General features: G+C 56.9%; 12 protein-coding genes and 2 pseudogenes. 3 read left to right on the top strand and 11 right to left on the bottom strand.

The window, feature by feature from the left end:
* Window positions 1-10: 10 nt before the first annotated feature.
* From DAQ1742_RS07555 to dinG, 5 genes and pseudogenes are all read right to left on the bottom strand, one after another.
* Window positions 11-1,009 (bottom strand): annotated as a pseudogene (locus DAQ1742_RS07555) (acid phosphatase).
* Window positions 1,010-1,124: 115 nt separating this feature from the next.
* Window positions 1,125-1,265, bottom strand: coding sequence for a hypothetical protein (locus DAQ1742_RS20855; protein WP_232046607.1), 141 nt, complete (start codon window positions 1,263-1,265; stop codon window positions 1,125-1,127).
* Between the two features lie 230 nt (window positions 1,266-1,495).
* A pseudogene (locus DAQ1742_RS07550) lies at window positions 1,496-3,370 on the bottom strand (M3 family metallopeptidase).
* Between the two features lie 107 nt (window positions 3,371-3,477).
* Window positions 3,478-4,449 carry a DNA-binding protein YbiB gene (ybiB, locus tag DAQ1742_RS07540; RefSeq protein ID WP_180706275.1) on the bottom strand — a complete coding sequence of 324 codons (972 nt, stop codon included), beginning with the start codon at window positions 4,447-4,449 and terminating at the stop codon, window positions 3,478-3,480.
* Between the two features lie 74 nt (window positions 4,450-4,523).
* Entirely contained in the window at window positions 4,524-6,644 is a 2,121-nt protein-coding gene (gene dinG, locus DAQ1742_RS07535; protein WP_180706274.1) for an ATP-dependent DNA helicase DinG, read from the bottom strand.
* A 258-nt stretch (window positions 6,645-6,902) separates the two neighbouring features.
* Here dinG and DAQ1742_RS20515 point away from each other — a divergent pair, with 258 nt between their 5' ends.
* Entirely contained in the window at window positions 6,903-7,025 is a 123-nt protein-coding gene (locus DAQ1742_RS20515) for a hypothetical protein (protein WP_371327833.1), read from the top strand.
* A gap of 84 nt (window positions 7,026-7,109) precedes the next feature.
* Here DAQ1742_RS20515 and bglX read toward each other — a convergent pair whose 3' ends face one another.
* Both bglX and DAQ1742_RS07525 read right to left on the bottom strand, forming a co-directional pair.
* Complete coding sequence (gene bglX, locus DAQ1742_RS07530; protein WP_035342674.1) at window positions 7,110-9,443, bottom strand: beta-glucosidase BglX; 2,334 nt, start codon at window positions 9,441-9,443, stop codon at window positions 7,110-7,112.
* A gap of 297 nt (window positions 9,444-9,740) precedes the next feature.
* Entirely contained in the window at window positions 9,741-11,078 is a 1,338-nt protein-coding gene (locus tag DAQ1742_RS07525; RefSeq protein ID WP_035342676.1) for an aspartate aminotransferase family protein, read from the bottom strand.
* Window positions 11,079-11,477: 399 nt separating this feature from the next.
* On the opposite strand from DAQ1742_RS07525, the gene DAQ1742_RS07520 reads away from it, so the two are divergent.
* Window positions 11,478-12,254: a DeoR/GlpR family DNA-binding transcription regulator gene (locus DAQ1742_RS07520; RefSeq protein ID WP_035342678.1), complete on the top strand. Its 777-nt coding sequence runs from the start codon at window positions 11,478-11,480 to the stop codon at window positions 12,252-12,254.
* Between the two features lie 70 nt (window positions 12,255-12,324).
* Entirely contained in the window at window positions 12,325-13,011 is a 687-nt protein-coding gene (locus DAQ1742_RS07515) for a glutathione S-transferase family protein (RefSeq protein WP_035342680.1), read from the top strand.
* Between the two features lie 51 nt (window positions 13,012-13,062).
* Here the strand turns inward: DAQ1742_RS07515 and pbpG are convergent, their stop codons facing one another.
* From pbpG to dusC, 4 genes are all read right to left on the bottom strand, one after another.
* Entirely contained in the window at window positions 13,063-13,983 is a 921-nt protein-coding gene (gene pbpG, locus DAQ1742_RS07510; RefSeq protein ID WP_035342682.1) for a D-alanyl-D-alanine endopeptidase, read from the bottom strand.
* 181 nt (window positions 13,984-14,164) lie between these two features.
* Entirely contained in the window at window positions 14,165-14,704 is a 540-nt protein-coding gene (gene cyaB, locus DAQ1742_RS07505) for a class IV adenylate cyclase (protein WP_035342684.1), read from the bottom strand.
* A gap of 633 nt (window positions 14,705-15,337) precedes the next feature.
* Entirely contained in the window at window positions 15,338-15,760 is a 423-nt protein-coding gene (locus DAQ1742_RS07500; protein ID WP_035342686.1) for a VOC family protein, read from the bottom strand.
* 30 nt (window positions 15,761-15,790) lie between these two features.
* Window positions 15,791-16,723, bottom strand: coding sequence for a tRNA dihydrouridine(16) synthase DusC (gene dusC, locus DAQ1742_RS07495; protein ID WP_035342688.1), 933 nt, complete (start codon window positions 16,721-16,723; stop codon window positions 15,791-15,793).
* Window position 16,724 lies beyond the last annotated feature (1 nt).

The raw sequence follows: 16,724 nt of genomic DNA, 5'->3' as shown, positions 1-16,724 counted from the left end.
TCATTGAGAATTAATGCCGTTTTTTCCCCTCCAGCACCGCATCATGCAGGTTCAGGCGCTGCCAGAAGTTAGCGTCTGTGCCACCTGACGAGAGCGGGTAGCCGTCGGCAATCGCGGTTTTTGCCATCAACGCGCGGCGCTGGGCGGCGCTTAATTGCGGCAACGGGCCTTCCAGGCACCGTGACCGGTCGGCATGAACTTTCGCCACCGCAGGTTATAGTCATGGTGTAGCGATAGAACGTTTTCATCGCCGGGTCGGTGTACGGGTCATTCTTGCCTTGCGGTTTGGCGCACTCGGCAAGCGTGGTGCCACAGGCTTTTTCCAGTGCGCTGCGCAACTGGGTTTTGGCCTCATTAAACAGCACGCGGTATTTCGGGTCATTGAGGAAATGCGCCACACTGCGCTGTGCCGCCATACGCCGCCGATGACATCCAGCGGATAGTGCACGCCCAGCACCAGCCGGGAATAGCCATACGTTGCGCGCGATCGATTAACGGCACGAAGCGCTCAGGCAGCATTTGCGCCAGCAACAGCGCATCGTTATAGCCGCCATTGGTGTGGCCGCTGGGGAATGACCACCGGATGCGGTGTAGCGCGCATTGTCCATAACAACCGCGGTATCCGCCACCAGATGAATACTGTTCCCTTTCTGGCGGAACGGGCGCGGGTAATCAAAGGTGTTTTTCGCCATCGAGGTGCTGACGTTGGTCGCCTTAATCAATGCAGCCGCTTTACCGATGTCTCCTTTTTGGTAGACATCCAAAAACGCCTTGCCCAGTTTCGGCCCCAGCGCTTCGGCCAGGGCGTAAAGGTAACGGGTATTTTCTGCATCAATCAGCGCCTTCTGGCGCAATGGCAAGGTCGCCTCAAGGTTGATGCGCTCAACCGTTGCCAGATTTTTTTCAGCACCGCATCCGGCAACGCCTTAAACCCTTCAAGCAGTTTCACACTGGCCTGCTGCTGGTCTTTGGCGTTGAAAACATAACCGGTTGATTTCAGCCAGGCCATATCCCCCTGTGGTTCACCCTGATCCGGCGCTTTATCCAGCACCGCGCGGGTCAGTTTAGGCGCATTGCCTTGCAGCGCTTTTTGCAGCAACTGTTGCACCTTTGCTGCATTTCAATCACTGGCGCGCTGTTGCTGGCCTCATGGTGGTTTGCAGCAACTGCACCTGCGGCAACGGAGAGTCGGTCGGGGAAACGGCTTGCACCTGTACCGCCGTCAGTGCGCAGACAACGGCCATAAACACAGAAGAGTAACGCATGATATGTTATGTCACAAAGAAGAAACTGCATCATCCTGTGCGGATGACAGTTAAGTGAAACTTTTTTAATAACAGGCACTTTCACTGCGAGTATTGCCAAACCAGTATAGGCGCAGGCCGCACCGGCGCGAGAGAGCCGTACCGGTTTAGCGATATGAAATGCTGATAAACACCGCAGGATAAATCAGACGGGGTGACGCCACCGTGCGGGTGGCGTCTGGCGATGCGGGTCAGGAACTGGCCGGGTAGCTTGCTTCAATCACCTGCGCAAGCGCTGGCACATGTGCTCATCACCGAGCGCATTATCAGCCAATACCTGGTCGCCATCGACAATGCAAATGCGGGCATCAAGCGGGAAATCGGCCGCTGGCTGCGGGCGCAGCGGGCGGCTTCAATACTCTGCTGCGCATCGTGCCAGGCCTGCCCGACCGTCAAATTACAGGCGCGGGCAAGATAGTCCGGGTTAAACCTTCACCGGTCAGGCTGCGCAGCGTCTCATCATGGGTCAGGCTATTGCCGGGCTGCCAGTAATGGCGCATCAAGTCCGGGCCTATCGCCGGGTTATCCGTCAGGTAGCCATCGCGTTGCAGGAAGAAATGGCGCGTCTGCTCCACCGCCATCATCGCCAGCAAATAACCGTGGTAAGCGCACGCCGGCTCCATTGACAGCAAATGCGAATGGCCATGGTCGGGCGTGGGCTGCCATTAATACCGAGAATGCGCTGCTCAACGGTGCGCGCCAGCTGCAAAATCGCCTCTGGCGTGCGCCCCATCATCCATGCTATAAGCTGCCACTCAAAGTAGGGCACCAGCAGGATATGGCGTTCATCAAAGGCGCGCATCGGCTGACGGCAGGCGATATCGGCCTGAATCAGCGCATCGGGTATCGGCTCGCCCTGCCGGTTGCGGGCATAACGTTTCAGCCAGTCGGCATCCTGCAACAGGCTGTCGCAAAACATTGACTGCGTTTCGGCATACGCCATCGACGTTGGCGGAAACTCCTGGGCAAAACAGGGCCATTCTGGCGAATTTGGCAAAATGCGCCGCATGGCCGCCTTCATGAAACAGCGTATTGATGCCTTTAGCCCCGCTGCCGACCTGATCGGGCCGGGCCAGGCTGGTGAAGTTAATTTGGGCAGGCAGCCATTGGCCATTATGGACAAACGGCGGCACCGGCTGGTGCATAAACCCGTTTTCATATTTGCCGGGGCACCAGCAAGTCGAGCTGCATCTCCGCCCCGCTAAAACTGATGTGCAGGCGTTTGAAGCTCTCGACCCAGCGCGTCAGCGAGTCTGAAAACGGCAAATAGGGGTCAAGCTTTCGCGTCACGTCGCCAGCGCTGGCGTACGCACGTTCCATGCCTGCAACGCCTGCTCGCCTTTATCCGCCGCCAGCTCACGTAACTGCGCAAGTTAGCTTCGCGGGTTTGCGCCTCAAAGCTGTCGAGAATGGCAAACAGTTGCTCCGGCGTCATTCGCTCGGTTTTATTCACCTTGTAGTCAAAAAAATTGCGATAGCCCATACGCCGGGCAAAGCGGTTACGCAGGCTCACCAACTCGGGGAAACCATGCTGAACCAGCCAGCACTCAAGGTCGCGTAATGCCTGATATGAGCTCTGCCGCGCTGCTCATTCGGGTTGGTGGCCTGATTGGTCAGCAACTCGCCCAGCGACGCCGCCACCCGTTCTCCCTGTTCATTGATGTGCGAGGGTTGATAGCGCTTGCGGCGACTAAACAGGTCATTTTCAGCCGCGACCATCTCCTCCATCAACGCCTGCGCCTCGGCATCTTCAATGACATTGCAGTCAAAAAAACGATACAGCCGTTTAAACCGTGTAACAGCTCGCGCTGCTGTTCACCGGGCGGCAGCGCCTCAAGCGTGGCGAGGTGCGCGCGCAGCTCCACCAGCCGCTGCGGGTTGGCAATAAAACGCTTCCAGGCGCTTTCCGCTTCGGCAAAACGCTCGCCGACAGACTCATCGCCGGTGCCCATGTAACGCTGCCAGAACAAGGTTTCTTTATTGCGATGCACATGCAGATAATCGCGGTTCAACGCGTCAAAATAGTCGGCTATCTGCTGCTGTGATGAGAATGTGACATGATTTATCCTTTGCGAAAAACACGCGGGCGTTCAAAACATACCGCCCGCCGTGGCTAACACGGCCTTGTCGCCGTTGACAGCGCCACAACGACAGGCACATACAATAGCGCCACTCACGATACCAGCAGGCGGTTGAGCATGGTATGCGCCTCCTCGAGGCTCTGTGCCTCGCCCGCTGCAACCAGACAACAGGCCAGTTGCAGCCGGATGGCCTGTGGCACGGCCACCTCGCCGGCCAGACAACGGGCCGTCCAGTCTGCGGTTGCCTGCGCCGATTTATCCTGCGCCAGCGTGTCTTGCGCTACCGCGATATCCTGGCGCGGTTGCAGCCGTTGCTGCTGGTGCTGATAAATAAAGTGAATCTCCGGGCAGCGCTGCGCGCTGGCATACACTTCCCCTTCCGAGCCCTGCATCAGCAACGCCCGGCCACCGATATCATGAAAAAATGCGCCAACGCGCCCGATATACTCCGGGTGCGACACGCTGGCAAGGCGCAGCGCTGCCGCGTCATCAAACGGTGTTGCCAGCTTTGCCAGCGTGTGGGCGCTGTTACGCACCCCCATACGCCAGCGTAAATCAAGCTGCCGGGCCATCGGGCGGCACAGCACGTCTATCGGCAAAAAAACCGGCTGATGCTGATCCAGCGCCTGTTGGGCGCTGTCGGCATCTTGCGCGCACGGCACACCAAGCAGCGATAAAATCTCCAGCGTCGTCACCCGGCTCGGGTCCTGGCGCACACCGTGTACGACCACCGGCAGCCCCAGTTTATGCAGCAACAATGCCAGCAGCGGCGTTAAATTCGCCTGCTTGCGCGCCCCGTTGTAGCTTGGGATCACCACCGGTAACGGGCGTTGTGACGGCGGGCGGCAGTGGCAGCGTTTGCTCGCGCATCGCCTGATAAAACCGCGCATTTCCGCCGCTGACTCGCCTTTAATGCGAAAAGCAATGAGCAACCCGCCCAGCTCCAGCTCCGGCACCTGACCATTGAGCATCTGCCCATACAGCTGGTATGCCGTGTCCTGACTCAAATCGCGCGCATGATTTTTGCCGCGACCAACCTCTTTGATGATTCGGGTGTAATCCATGGTGTGCTCTCACGGGTAAGGCAACGGTTAACAGACAACAGCGGCCATCATCATAAGGGCATCATGGTGATTTGTCAGGGAAAAGACGATTCGCCGTCATCCGGCATGGCGCGTTGCTCAATCGGGAATATCGGCAGTGCGGCCAGCAATTGTGCACCATAGCCTTTGGTCAGCAAACGGCGGTCATAAATGACGATTTCGCCAAAGCAGTCGTGGCTGCGAATCAATCGCCCGACCTGCTGGATCAGGTTAAACGAGGCGCTTGGCAGGCTTTGCACCACAAATGGATGGCGTTTGTGGCTTTTCAGCCATTCGCCTTCGGTGAGGATGACCGGGCTGTCTACCGGCGGAAACGCTATCTTGTGGATGTGCACCTGCGAGAGCAGTTCACCCTTGAGATCAAGCCCTTCGGCGAAGGATTGTAACCCCACCAGCACGCTGGTCTGGCCCTGCTCTACCCGCTGGCGGTGCAACTCCACCAGCCGGTAACGCGGTTTATCCCCCTGCACCAGCAACATCAGGCGCAAATCGGGCACCTCACTTAAGAACTGCTGCATCGCCCGCTGGCTGGCAAACAGCACCAACAGGCCTTTATGCACCTCCCGCTGTAGCTCGGCGCGAAAAAAGCGCGCCATTTCGGCAATGTGCTGCGCTTCATCAGCAAGTAGAGGCTCGTAGCGCATCTGCGGGATGACCAGTTTGCCCTGCTCACAGTGATTAAACGGCGAATCGAGGGCGATAAAGGTATCGCCCTCGTCTTCATCCAGCCCGGAAAGCTCTTTTAAACGGGCAAAACTGTTAAGCGAGCGCAGCGTCGCCGATGTCAGCACCACATGCGACAGGTTGCGCCACAATAAACGGTCAAGCTGATCGCACACCCGGATACCGGCGCAATGCAAATAGAGATGTAACTGGTTATCGCGCCGTTCGCGCACCAGCCATTTTGATACCGGCGCATTGGAGGATTTCTCCAGCGCCGCCAGCCGCCATAAGTGGCTTTGCGCCTCCCAATAGCCATTGAGCCGGCTGATGCGCAGCATCGCCTGCTGCAGCTTCGCCATATCATGCTTGCCGGTTTTCTCCGCCAAATCGTTTAGCAGGTACTCCGCCAGCCCGCGCAGGCTGTCGCTCAGTTTGGCCAGGTTGTTGGCAGCATTCGCGCATCTCATCGGGCAACACCCCATCGGGAAGCGGTAATCGGCATCCGGCTGACTGGCAGGCAGAAACAGGCTGCTCAGGCGCTCAAAGGCCTGCAATTGCGCCCGCACCTCGCCGCACTGCTCGCCTAAGCGGTCGGGCTGCATCAACCGCGGCGGCGATTTGGGCGGGAACTGCGCCAGACAAAAACCGACCTGTTGTATCAGGTTATCCATCTGGTATTGCACCGCATTGACGCTGACCTCGCCGGACATCTCCAGCGCATCGCGCGCCACATCCGGCACATGGTGGCCTTCATCGAGCACCAGCAGCATGTTTTTCGCCGCCGGCAGCACCGAATCGCTCTCCATCGCTGCCATCACCAGCGCATGGTTGGTGACCACCACATCGGCGTCTTCGATTTCCCGGCGGGCGAGAAAGAACGGACATTCGCGGTAATAAGGGCAGTTGCGCGCCAGACAGTTGGCTTTATCGGTACTGAGTTGTTGCCAGAGCCCATCGCTAACCGACTCCTGATTGTGATCGCGCAGGCCATCCCAGCCGCCGCTATGCAGTGCCTGCTGTAAACGCTCGCAGGTGCGGCGATCGTCGGCACTTGAGGTCTGCATCTCTTCCATAAACAGCAGCAGCGCGCCCTGCTCCGGGGCATCGCAAGCTAATGCGGCCAGGTTGCGCGGACAAACGTAACGCCTGCGGCCAAAGGCGGCGGTAAAGGTCAAATCAGGAATAAACTGGCGCAGCAACGGCAAGTCTTTATTAAAAATCTGGTCTTGCAGTGCCACGTTCGCGGTGCTGACCACCAGCGTTTTCAGCTCCGCCCGCCCGATAGCAATGCCCGGAATCAGGTAAGACAAGGTTTTGCCCACGCCCGTCGGCGCTTCAATCGCCAGATGGCGTGAGTAGTCTCCCGCCAGCGCTTTGGCGACCTCGGCAATCATCTGGCGCTGCGGCGCGCGGGAGACAAAATCGGGGATTTGCTGTTGCAGCGCTTTATACCACTGGCCTATCTGCTGCTTTAATGCGGGGGTAAGGGTCATGCCATCTCACTGTCAGTCAGTCCGGGCGCTATTGTCACACAGACCGTCGTCGTCGTCAGCCATCACCTTAAGTGACACCGTCACTAAAACCTTGCGCGACCATAAAAATCATAAGCTCACGCCTCAGGCAGCGCAGTGACTTGTATCCGGTATTGAAGACTCTATAATCGCCGCACGTTATCATCGCAACGCCAAGTCCGGCAGGTTGCGCCCTACCCGGCAGGGCATAAAGCCCAGGGTGAATAAAAGGATTATCCGATGAACATCAAAAAAGTGGGGATCAAAAAAGCAGGGATAGTCGGCCTGTTTGCCCTGTGTGCCCTGGGCGGGATTGGCGGGGTCATGCTGGTCGGTTACATCATTATCGTGCATGGCGGCTGACGCACACGCCAAACGCTAACCGGCGGCACCTGGCCGCCGGTTTACTAAAAGGCGCTGACTGATTGCCCGCGCCTTATCTCACCATCACAACAGCGTAAAGCTGCCGGTCTGGACGCGCTGGGAATCCAGCCCAATCATCACATCAAACTTACCGGGTTCGACCACCTGTTGCATCTGGGCGTTATAGAACTTCAGCGCCTCCGGTGTGATGGTAAAGCTCACCGTCTTGCGCTCGCCCGGCTGCAACATCACTTTCTGGAAGCCGCGCAGCTCTTTTATCGGGCGGCTCACCGACGCAACAACGTCATGCAGGTAGAGCTGCACCACGGTTTCACCTGCTCGCTTGCCGGTGTTCGTCACCGTTACCGAGGCCTGCACGCTGCCGTTACGCTTCATGGTCGCCGATGACAACGCCACCGGAGAGACCTCAAACGTGGTGTAACTCAGGCCGTAACCGAACGGATACAGCGGCCCGTTTGCCTCATCAAAATAGTGCGAGGTGTATTTATTCGGCGCATCCGCCGAATAGGGGCGACCGGTCGGTAACGGATTGTAGTACAACGGGATCTGCCCGACTGAGCGCGGGAAGGTCATCGGCAGCTTGCCAGACGGGTTGTAATCGCCAAACAGCACATCGGCAATCGCATTGCCCCCTTCGGTGCCGCTAAACCAGGTTTCCAGAATCGCATTCGCCTGCTGGTCTTCATAGCTTAAATCCAGCGGGCGGCCATTCATCATCACCAGTACCAGCGGCTTGCCGGTGGCCTTTAACGCCGCGATCAGCGCTTTTTGCTCTGGCGGCAGCGTGATTTTGGCCCGGCTGGAGGCTTCATGCGCCATGCCCTGCGACTCACCGACGACCGCAATCACCACGTCAGATTTTTTCGCCACCTCAACCGCTTCGTCGATCATCACCTGCGCCGGGCGCGGGTCTACCACCACGGACTCATCATATTCATTGAGGAATTTGATAAGCCCTGGATGATTGGTCACGTTCGAGCCTTTGGCATAGTAGACACGGGCGTTATAGCCCAGCGCCTTGCGAATGCCTTCGTACACGGTCACAGCCTGTGCCGGACGCCCGGCGGCTGACCAACTGCCAATGATGTCGCGCTTACTGTCAGCCAGCGGGCCAACAACGGCAATCGTGCCCGACTTTTTCAGCGGCAGCACGTTCAGGCGGTTCTTCAGCAACACCAGACTGCGGCGCGCCACATCGCGCGCGTCGTCACGGTGCAGGCGGCTTTCGGCATTGGTGTCCACCGGGTCGGTATTGGCCGCACCGAGGTGACGATACGGGTCTGCAAATAGCCCCATATCGTATTTCATGTTCAGCACCTGACGACAGGCATCATCAATGTCTTTCAGGCTGACCTGACCGCGCTTGACCAGATCCGGCAGATAACGCACAAAATACTCATCGCTCATGCTCATGCCGATGCCGGACTGCACGGCAATGCGCGAGGCATCGCTCGGGTCGGCGGCGACACCGTGTTTGATAAGCTCTTTAATCGCACCGTGATCGCTAATGGTGATGCCTTTAAAGCCCCATTGATCGCGCAGCACGTCTTTGAGCAGCCAGCGGTTCGCCGTCGCCGGGACGCCGTTGATCGAATTGAGCGAGGCCATCACGCCGTAACTGCCCGCATCAATCGCCGCTTTATACGGCGGCATGTAATCCTGAAACATGCGCTGCGGGCTCATGTCCACCGTGTTGTAATCGCGCCCACCTTCGGCGGCACCATACAGCGCGTAGTGCTTGACGCTGGTCATCAGCGAGTGGCGAGCCGTCAGGTCATCACCCTGAAACCCTTTCACCGTGACGCGGGCGATTTCGCTGGTCAGGTAGGTATCTTCACCGAACCCTTCCGATACCCTGCCCCAGCGCGGGTCGCGGGTGATATCCACCATCGGAGCCCAGGTCATGTTCAGACCATCTTCCGTGGCTTCATAGGCAGCAATGCGGGCTGAGGTTTCTACCGCATTCATATCCCAGCTTGAGGCTAAGCCAAGCCCGATAGGGAACACGGTGCGCTGGCCATGTATCACGTCGTACGCAAAAAACAGCGGAATTTTCAGGCGGCTGAGCTGCATGACCTGATCTTGCATCACGCGAATATCCTGGCGGGTGACGGTGTTAAAAATCCCGCCGACCTGACCGTCTTTTATCATCTCGCGGATGGCGTGCTTGGGGTTATCCGGGCCGACGCTAATCAGGCGTAACTGCCCGATTTTTTCGTCCAGCGTCATTTTCTTCATTAAGTCATTAACGAACGCATCACGCTGTGATGATGCCGAGGCGCTCTGCGCGGCGGCATGAGTCGAAGGGGCGACGGACGTGGTGACGGCTGCGGTTTGCGCCCAAAGCGGATTGCAGGCAAAACCAACCGCAATCGCCAGTGATGTAAGGCATTTCATTGGTGGTGGTAAATCCCTGTATGCAGACGCCAGCCAGCAGGCGGCGCTCTGCCTGTAGTGATAAGACAAGGCGGCTAATGTGCCACAAAACCCGTAGCCACAACATCACTATCACGCATTTTCCCGCTGACAGTGTGATGTCAGCGCACCAGAGTGTGAGGTTGCCCTGGCAGCATCGCCGACAGGCGGCGTGTCAACGCCATCGCAAGTGCAATCGCAAGTGCAATCGCAGATGAAAAAATCGGCGCGGTAGCGCGAAAACGTGCGCGACGGGGCCGCCGCGCACAGTTGCCGACGTTAAGCCAGCGCGGTCAGCGCTTTATCGAGCGCGCCGACCAGCCAGTCGATGTCGTGCGCCTGAAAAGCCAGCGTCGGGCGTAACTTCAGCACGTTACCGTGCGGCCCGGCCACCGAGGTCAACACCCGCTGCTCCCGCAGATGCTCAATCACATTCAGCGCCAGCGTTTTATCCGGGGTTTTACTGTCGCGGTCACTCACCAGCTCGAAACCGATAAACAGCCCGGCTCCGCGCACATCGCCCACGCTGGCGTGACGCGCTTTTAAGCCTGACAGCTCATTGAGCAACTGCGCCCCGACGACCTGACTGTGCGTTTGCAACTGCTCCTCACGAATGACATTGAGCACCGCCTGTGCCGCCGCCATCGCCACCGGGTTGCCGCCAAAGGTGTTGAAATAGGGAATTTCATCACTGAAGGCCGCCAGCACTTCCGGGCGCGCCAGCAGCGCAGACACCGGGATGCCGTTGCCCATCGGTTTGCCCATCGTGATGACGTCCGGCACGATACCGTGGCGGGCAAAGCCCCAGAACGCCTCACCGGTGCGGCCAAAGCCCGGCTGGACTTCATCGGCGATAAAAATCCCGCCGTTGGCGTGTACCACGTCTATCGCCGCTTGCAGATAACCGGCCGGGCCCGGCAGCACGCCATCGGAAGAGAAAATCGAGTCGGCCAGGAAACCGGCAAACTTAATGCCATGCGCCGCCATGTCATCAATCTGTTTTTGAATTTCAGCGGCAAACCAGGCCCCCAGATCCGGCGCATCGACGCGATAGCGGTCGGGCGCAGGCACCAGCCGGGTGGTCGCGGCAATCGGCTGGCCACTGCCCAGCGCCGGTGACGCACCGGATGTCAGGTCGCTGGTGCCGTGATACGCCTCACGGGTGACGATAATCCCGGTGCCGCCGCTGTAAGCCCGCGCCACACGAATCGCCAGGTCGTTGGCCTCCGAGCCGGTACACATGTACATTGCTTTGGTGATTTGTGACGGCACCGTCGTCAGCAAATCTTCGGTGTAATTGAGAATGCGCTCATGCAGGTAGCGGGTGTGCGTATTGAGCTGGCCCATCTGCTCATGCACCGCCTCGATGACCGCCGGGTGGCAGTGGCCAATGCTGGCGACATTGTTATACACATCCAGATACTGATTACCGGCCGCATCCCACAGATACTGGCGCTCACCACGCACCAGATGCACCGGGTTGCGGTAAAACAGCCGGTAGGAATCCCCCAGCACCTTGCTGCGTTTGTCCGTGAGTGTGCGGATCTCTTGCGTAAGCGCGGCGGCGTGTTCGGCGCGAAAACTGTTGGTATCCATGATGGTTGAGCGTGTCGCCATAATGACTCCAGATGAAGGTAAAACAGCCCGATACATAATGGCGACGTGATGCTGTTGCCGCCCCCGATGAAATTAGCCTACACCAAAAGCAACAAAATACACAAATACAAAAATAAACACTTTCCGCCATATTTTATTTCCGCCGAAGAGTGCTGACAAAAAGCCAAAATAATCAGATAATAACCAAAAGAAAAGCCGATGGATTTGCGCAATGCGGGCGGCAGGGATATCAGGTCATGCTTGCTGGCTGACACAATACATCTATGCTAAATACACAAAAATACACATCAGTTTGCATCAGTGACGGCACCGGTGAGGCCAGTTGCACCGTGAGTCACGCTGTTGGTACGGCGGTTGACCGCTATAATAAGCCGCCCTTTTTCTGGAGATATCCCGCACATGCTTGAAGAAACCCGTCTGCACCGTATTCGCCAGCTGCTTTCTACCCTGAACCGGGTCAGCACTGAACAGATCATTCAGCATCTGAACGTGTCCCGGGAAACGGTGCGGCGCGATGTGCTAAAACTTGAAGCTCAGGGGGCGCTGCGGCGGGTACACGGCGGCATCGTGGCGACAGCATCTGAGCCGGAGCCGCCGCTGGCGGTGCGCAATGCCGTCAGAGAGCCCGAGAAACGCGCCATTGCCCGCTGTGCCACACAGCAATTGCACGCAGGCCAGACGCTGTTTATCGATGCAGGCAGCACCACCACCTTGCTGGCAGAAGCATTACTGCCCCTTTCAGGCATGACCATCATTACCAACAGCCTGCAGGTGGCGTTAACACTCACCCCGCCGGATACCGACACCCTTCCCGCCCACGAGGTGATTTTGCTGGGTGGCCAGATGAGCCTTGCGCTGCCGGCCACCTGCGGTGCACTGACGGTGACGGAGATTCAGCGCTATCGCGCCGATGTGGCGCTGCTCTCTCCGGTTGGCATCGCCAGCCAGTCGGGTGCCAGCAGTTTTTCACACCATGAGGCCGCCATTGCCGGGGCGATGGCGCGCGGTGCCAGGCAACGCATCATGCTGGCGGATAACAGCAAAATCGGTATCACCAGCCGGGTGATTTATGCCGCGCCCGGCGATATCGACCTGCTGATAACCGACAATCAAAGCGCCGATAACGCCGATTTGCCCGCGCTACAGGCTATCTGCGGCCAGGTTTTGCTGGCATAACCGGGCTGCTGGCCTCCTCCGGCGTTTTCATGTTACACAAGATGGTGTGCATCTCATTGAGGAGGAAACCATGTATCAGCTTTATATCGCCAATAAAAACTACTCATCCTGGTCGCTGCGCCCGTGGGTGTTGCTAAGCACGCTGGATATTGCGTTTGAAGAGGTGCTGACGCCGTTTGCCGCAGGAGCAGAGCAAACGGCGTTTAAAGCGTTTTCACCTACCGCGAAAGTGCCCTGTCTGGTGGACAGTGCGATACGCGTCTGGGATTCGCTGGCGATTGTCGAGTATGTGGCAGAAAGCCACCCTGCGGTCTGGCCGCACGACAAGGCGGCCCGAGCCTGGGCACGCAGTGCGGTGGCGGAAATGCACTCCGGTTTTCATGCGCTGCGCAACCAGTGTGGCATGAGCTGCGGCGTGCGCGTGCGGCTGCATAACCTGAGCCCGGCGCTGGCGCGTGATATCGAACGCATCAATCAATTATGGCAGGACGGGTTAGCGCAGTTTGGCGGGCCGTTTCTGGCGGGAGACACCTTCAGTGCGGTCGATGCGTTTTTTGCCCCGGTGGTATTCCGCGCGCAAACCTACGACTTACCACTGGCAGAGCCCGCAGCAGCGTATGCGCGCCACCTGCTGGCCCTGCCTGCGATGCAGCGCTGGTATCAGGCGGCACTGGCAGAAACCTGGCGCGAACCGGCTCATGAGGAGGAAGTGGCAGCTTGTGGCGTCATCACCGCCGATCTGCGTGCTACCCGTTAATCCCGCCACTGTCACACCGAATCAGGCCGGGCATGCCCCGGCCTTGCCTTATCAAGACTGACGGGAAGAGAGCGCTTTTTGGCGTTTATAGCTCAGTGCCGCTTCAGGCACCGGGCTGATTTTGCCGGTTTCCAGCCAGTTACGCAGGCGGTTAGCATCAGCAAAATGGGTAAATTTGCCAAAGGCATCCAGCACCACCAGCGCCACCGGCCTGCCCTTAATCACCGTGCGCATCACCAGACAGTGCCCGGCCTGATTGGTAAAGCCGGTTTTGGTCAACTGAATGTTCCAGTTCGAGCGATAGATTAAGTGGTTAGTGTTGCGAAACGGCTCACTGTAAGCCGGGTGGGTAAAGATCGCCGTTTTTTCCTGCGTGGTACTCAGTTGACTCAACAGCGGATACTGGCGCGAGGCTATCAGCAATTTGGTTAAATCACGCGCCGTGGAGACATTGCTGGTCGATAACCCGGTCGGCTCAACATAACGGGTATGCGTCATGCCCAGCGCTTTGGCTTTGGCGTTCATGGCGGCAATAAATGCCGCATAGCCACCGCGGTAATGATGAGCCAGGCTCGCCGCTGCACGGTTTTCCGATGACATCAACGCCAGCAGCAGCATGTCATGACGGCTGATCTCACTGCCCAAACGCACGCGCGAATATACCCCTTTCATCTCTTTGGTCTGGCTGATATCCACCGAGATCCGCTCATCCAGCGGCTGGTTGGCATCCAGCACGACCATCGCCGTCATCAGTTTGGTGACGGAAGCAATCGGCACGGCCACATCAGGATTACTGGAATAAAGCACCTCACTGTTGCCTAAATCCACCACCATGGCACTGCCGGAGGCTATCTCCTGATGTGCGGATACCTGCTGTGTGGCCGGCACCTTGGCAAATGCCGGGGCCAGAAGGCTGAACGGTGAGGAAAGCAACATCAGGCCAGCCAGGGAAAACCGAATTTTTTTATTCATTATTCAATAGATTAAATACTGTACGGTTAACGAAAAAGAGACGGCGCATTATAATGCGCCCCAGAATAGTGCGCATCCGACAGCGTGGAAAAGCTTTGTGACAAAGTTTGACAGCCGACCCCATCAGCAGGCACCGCCTGCCCTGCCATGATGTGACAGCCCGCTGCCAGACCCTACCTGCTCAGTAGCCGAGCATTTGCCGGTAAGAACGGGTTTCAATATTGTCCATATTCAACCCTAAGCGTAACCCGCAATCGGTACAACGCTCACCCAGTATATCCAGTTCGGATTCATCTTCAGTCATACAGGAAATTTCCACGAAGTGACCCAGTGACTCAATATAATCCAGCGTAATGTGAAACCGTTCGAGAAAATAGATACTGCGCGTTTTATTGACTTCAAATATTGGCTGAAAGCCCAGCGTGCGCAACATGCTGTCCGTCATATCAAATGACTCGACATTTACCGTCTCACGACGCCGGGTGCTGGGCCCTTTTACAATCCAGAGATTGATCCCCGAGGGTGCCATTCGGCGCAAAAACATACTGATATTTTTTCTGGCCAGCGATTTATCCGCGGCATCGTAATAAATATCATGTTCCCTGTTCTCAAATACAAAAGATTCAGGATGATGGCTGAATAAGTTTTCACGAAATTCGACAATATCCTGAATACGAAATTTTAATTCAACTTCATATTTTCCTCTGAAATTCCGGTGCACGTTTTTTCTCCGTTTATCAGCTTGCCGCCCCCGACAGGGCAATACGTCAGGCCAACGCAACTTGCCAGCGTCTGTTTTTTAATCACCCTTAAGGCGAGCTTTACCCAATACTCCGGCCCGCCGCACGCACAGCATTATTTAGGATGGATATAGAAACGGAGATAGAGATAATCATTCCCGTTTAGCTTTTCATCTGCCACCGTGACATACCATGGGCAATAAAAAAACAGACAATAAAAAAACAGGTTACACACACCGTTATTTCATCGGCCTGTGCTCCAGAAGAACGTGTAATAAAAGACATGGCAGACATGCACCACGCAGGAGAAAAATAACCGATTTAGCAAAACCGCCATATATTCCTCACCCAACAAATTGATTGCGATGGATTTATCCTCGCTATTCTTCATGATGAAGATAACGCATCAAGACTGACTATACCCGTAATAGTCAGTCTTGGGTGCATTATTATCAGCAAAACCATTCGGTTTCGCTAATCATGTATAGATATGAATACGTAATAATTCAATCTGCAAGATGATATTGTGCTGGCAGAATACAGAGATTGTTGTAACACTTTCTTTCATGTCATCGACTGACACCATCACGGTGAGGCGGCGGTTTTAAGGCGCATCATCCCTCTGATATACCTGAAAAAATTTTCATGCCCGCATAAGGTTTGACCCGACACTCGTCCAGGCGCGAGGCCAAATCACCCACATGAACTTCAAGCTGATGACCATCCGGGTCAAGAAAATAGAACGATTCTCCCTCGCTGCGATTATCTTTCCATTGTGTGACGCCCGCCTCACGCAGGCGCTGGCAAAATGGCACAAACGCCCCGGCATCAATACTCAAGGCATAATGGGTATAGCCAGCGCTAATCTCACCTCGCATAGACTCCTGTGACAGGCATAACCACAGCCCAGGTAACGACAGATATGCCCCGTTCGCCCAATGCGCCTGTAGCTCAAACCCCAGTAATTGCTGGTAAAACGCCAGGCTGCGCGATAAATCGCGTACGGAAAGCGTCAGATGATTAAAACCGGATAACATGTTAGCTGACTCCTGCTCCATACCCTGCCGCTACGCGGCATCGATAACCTGTGCTATCTGCGCCGATGTATTGAGTGCGCGAACCTGGCTAAACAGCTCGCTGGCCTCGTCATATTCTTTACGCAAATACCCCAGCCACTGTTTGATGCGCGCCACATGATACAAGCCGGTATCGCCCTGTTTTTCCAGCCGCACGTAGCGCTGCAACAGCGTGACCACATCCACCCACGCCATGCGCGCTTCGCGGTATTTAATCACCCGGCTTAAATTCGGCACATTCAGCGCACCGCGACCTATCATCACCGCATCGCAACCGGTTGCCGCCAGACAAGCCTGCGCACTGGCCCAGTCCCAGATTTCACCGTTGGCAATCACCGGAATGCGCAAACGCGCCCGAATCTCGCCAATTGCCGCCCAGTTAATTTTATCTGCCCGGTAACCATCTGCTTTGGTGCGGCCATGCACCACCAGCTCGCTGGCTCCGGCCTGCTGCACCGCATCGGCAATCTCAAACTGTGCGGCCAGCGAGTCCCAGCCCAGCCGCACCTTCACGGTAACAGGCAAGGCGGCAGGCACCGCCTCTCGCATCGCTTTAGCCGCACGGTAGATTAAGTCCGGGTCTTTTAACAGCGTGGCACCACCGCCGCTGCCATTGACCATTTTCGACGGGCAGCCGCAGTTCAAATCCACTCCCCACGAACCAAGCTCAACCGCGCGCTCGGCATTCTCCGCCAGCCATTGGGGATGTTGCCCGAGCAATTGCACCCGCACCGGCGTGCCTGATGGCGTGCGGCTATCGTGATGCAGTTCCGGGCACAACCGGTAGAACGCCTTCACCGGCAGACGGCTATCCACCACCCGCAAAAACTCGGTAATACACAGATCGTAGTCATTCACCCCGGTGAGCAGTTCGCGCACCAGTGAGTCCAACACGCCCTCCATCGGGGCCAGTAACACTCGCATC

The sequence above is a fragment of the Dickeya aquatica genome (assembly GCF_900095885.1).
In the GTDB taxonomy this organism is placed as follows: Bacteria; Pseudomonadota; Gammaproteobacteria; order Enterobacterales; family Enterobacteriaceae; genus Dickeya; species Dickeya aquatica.
This window is presented reverse-complemented; position numbering and strand designations above follow the sequence as displayed.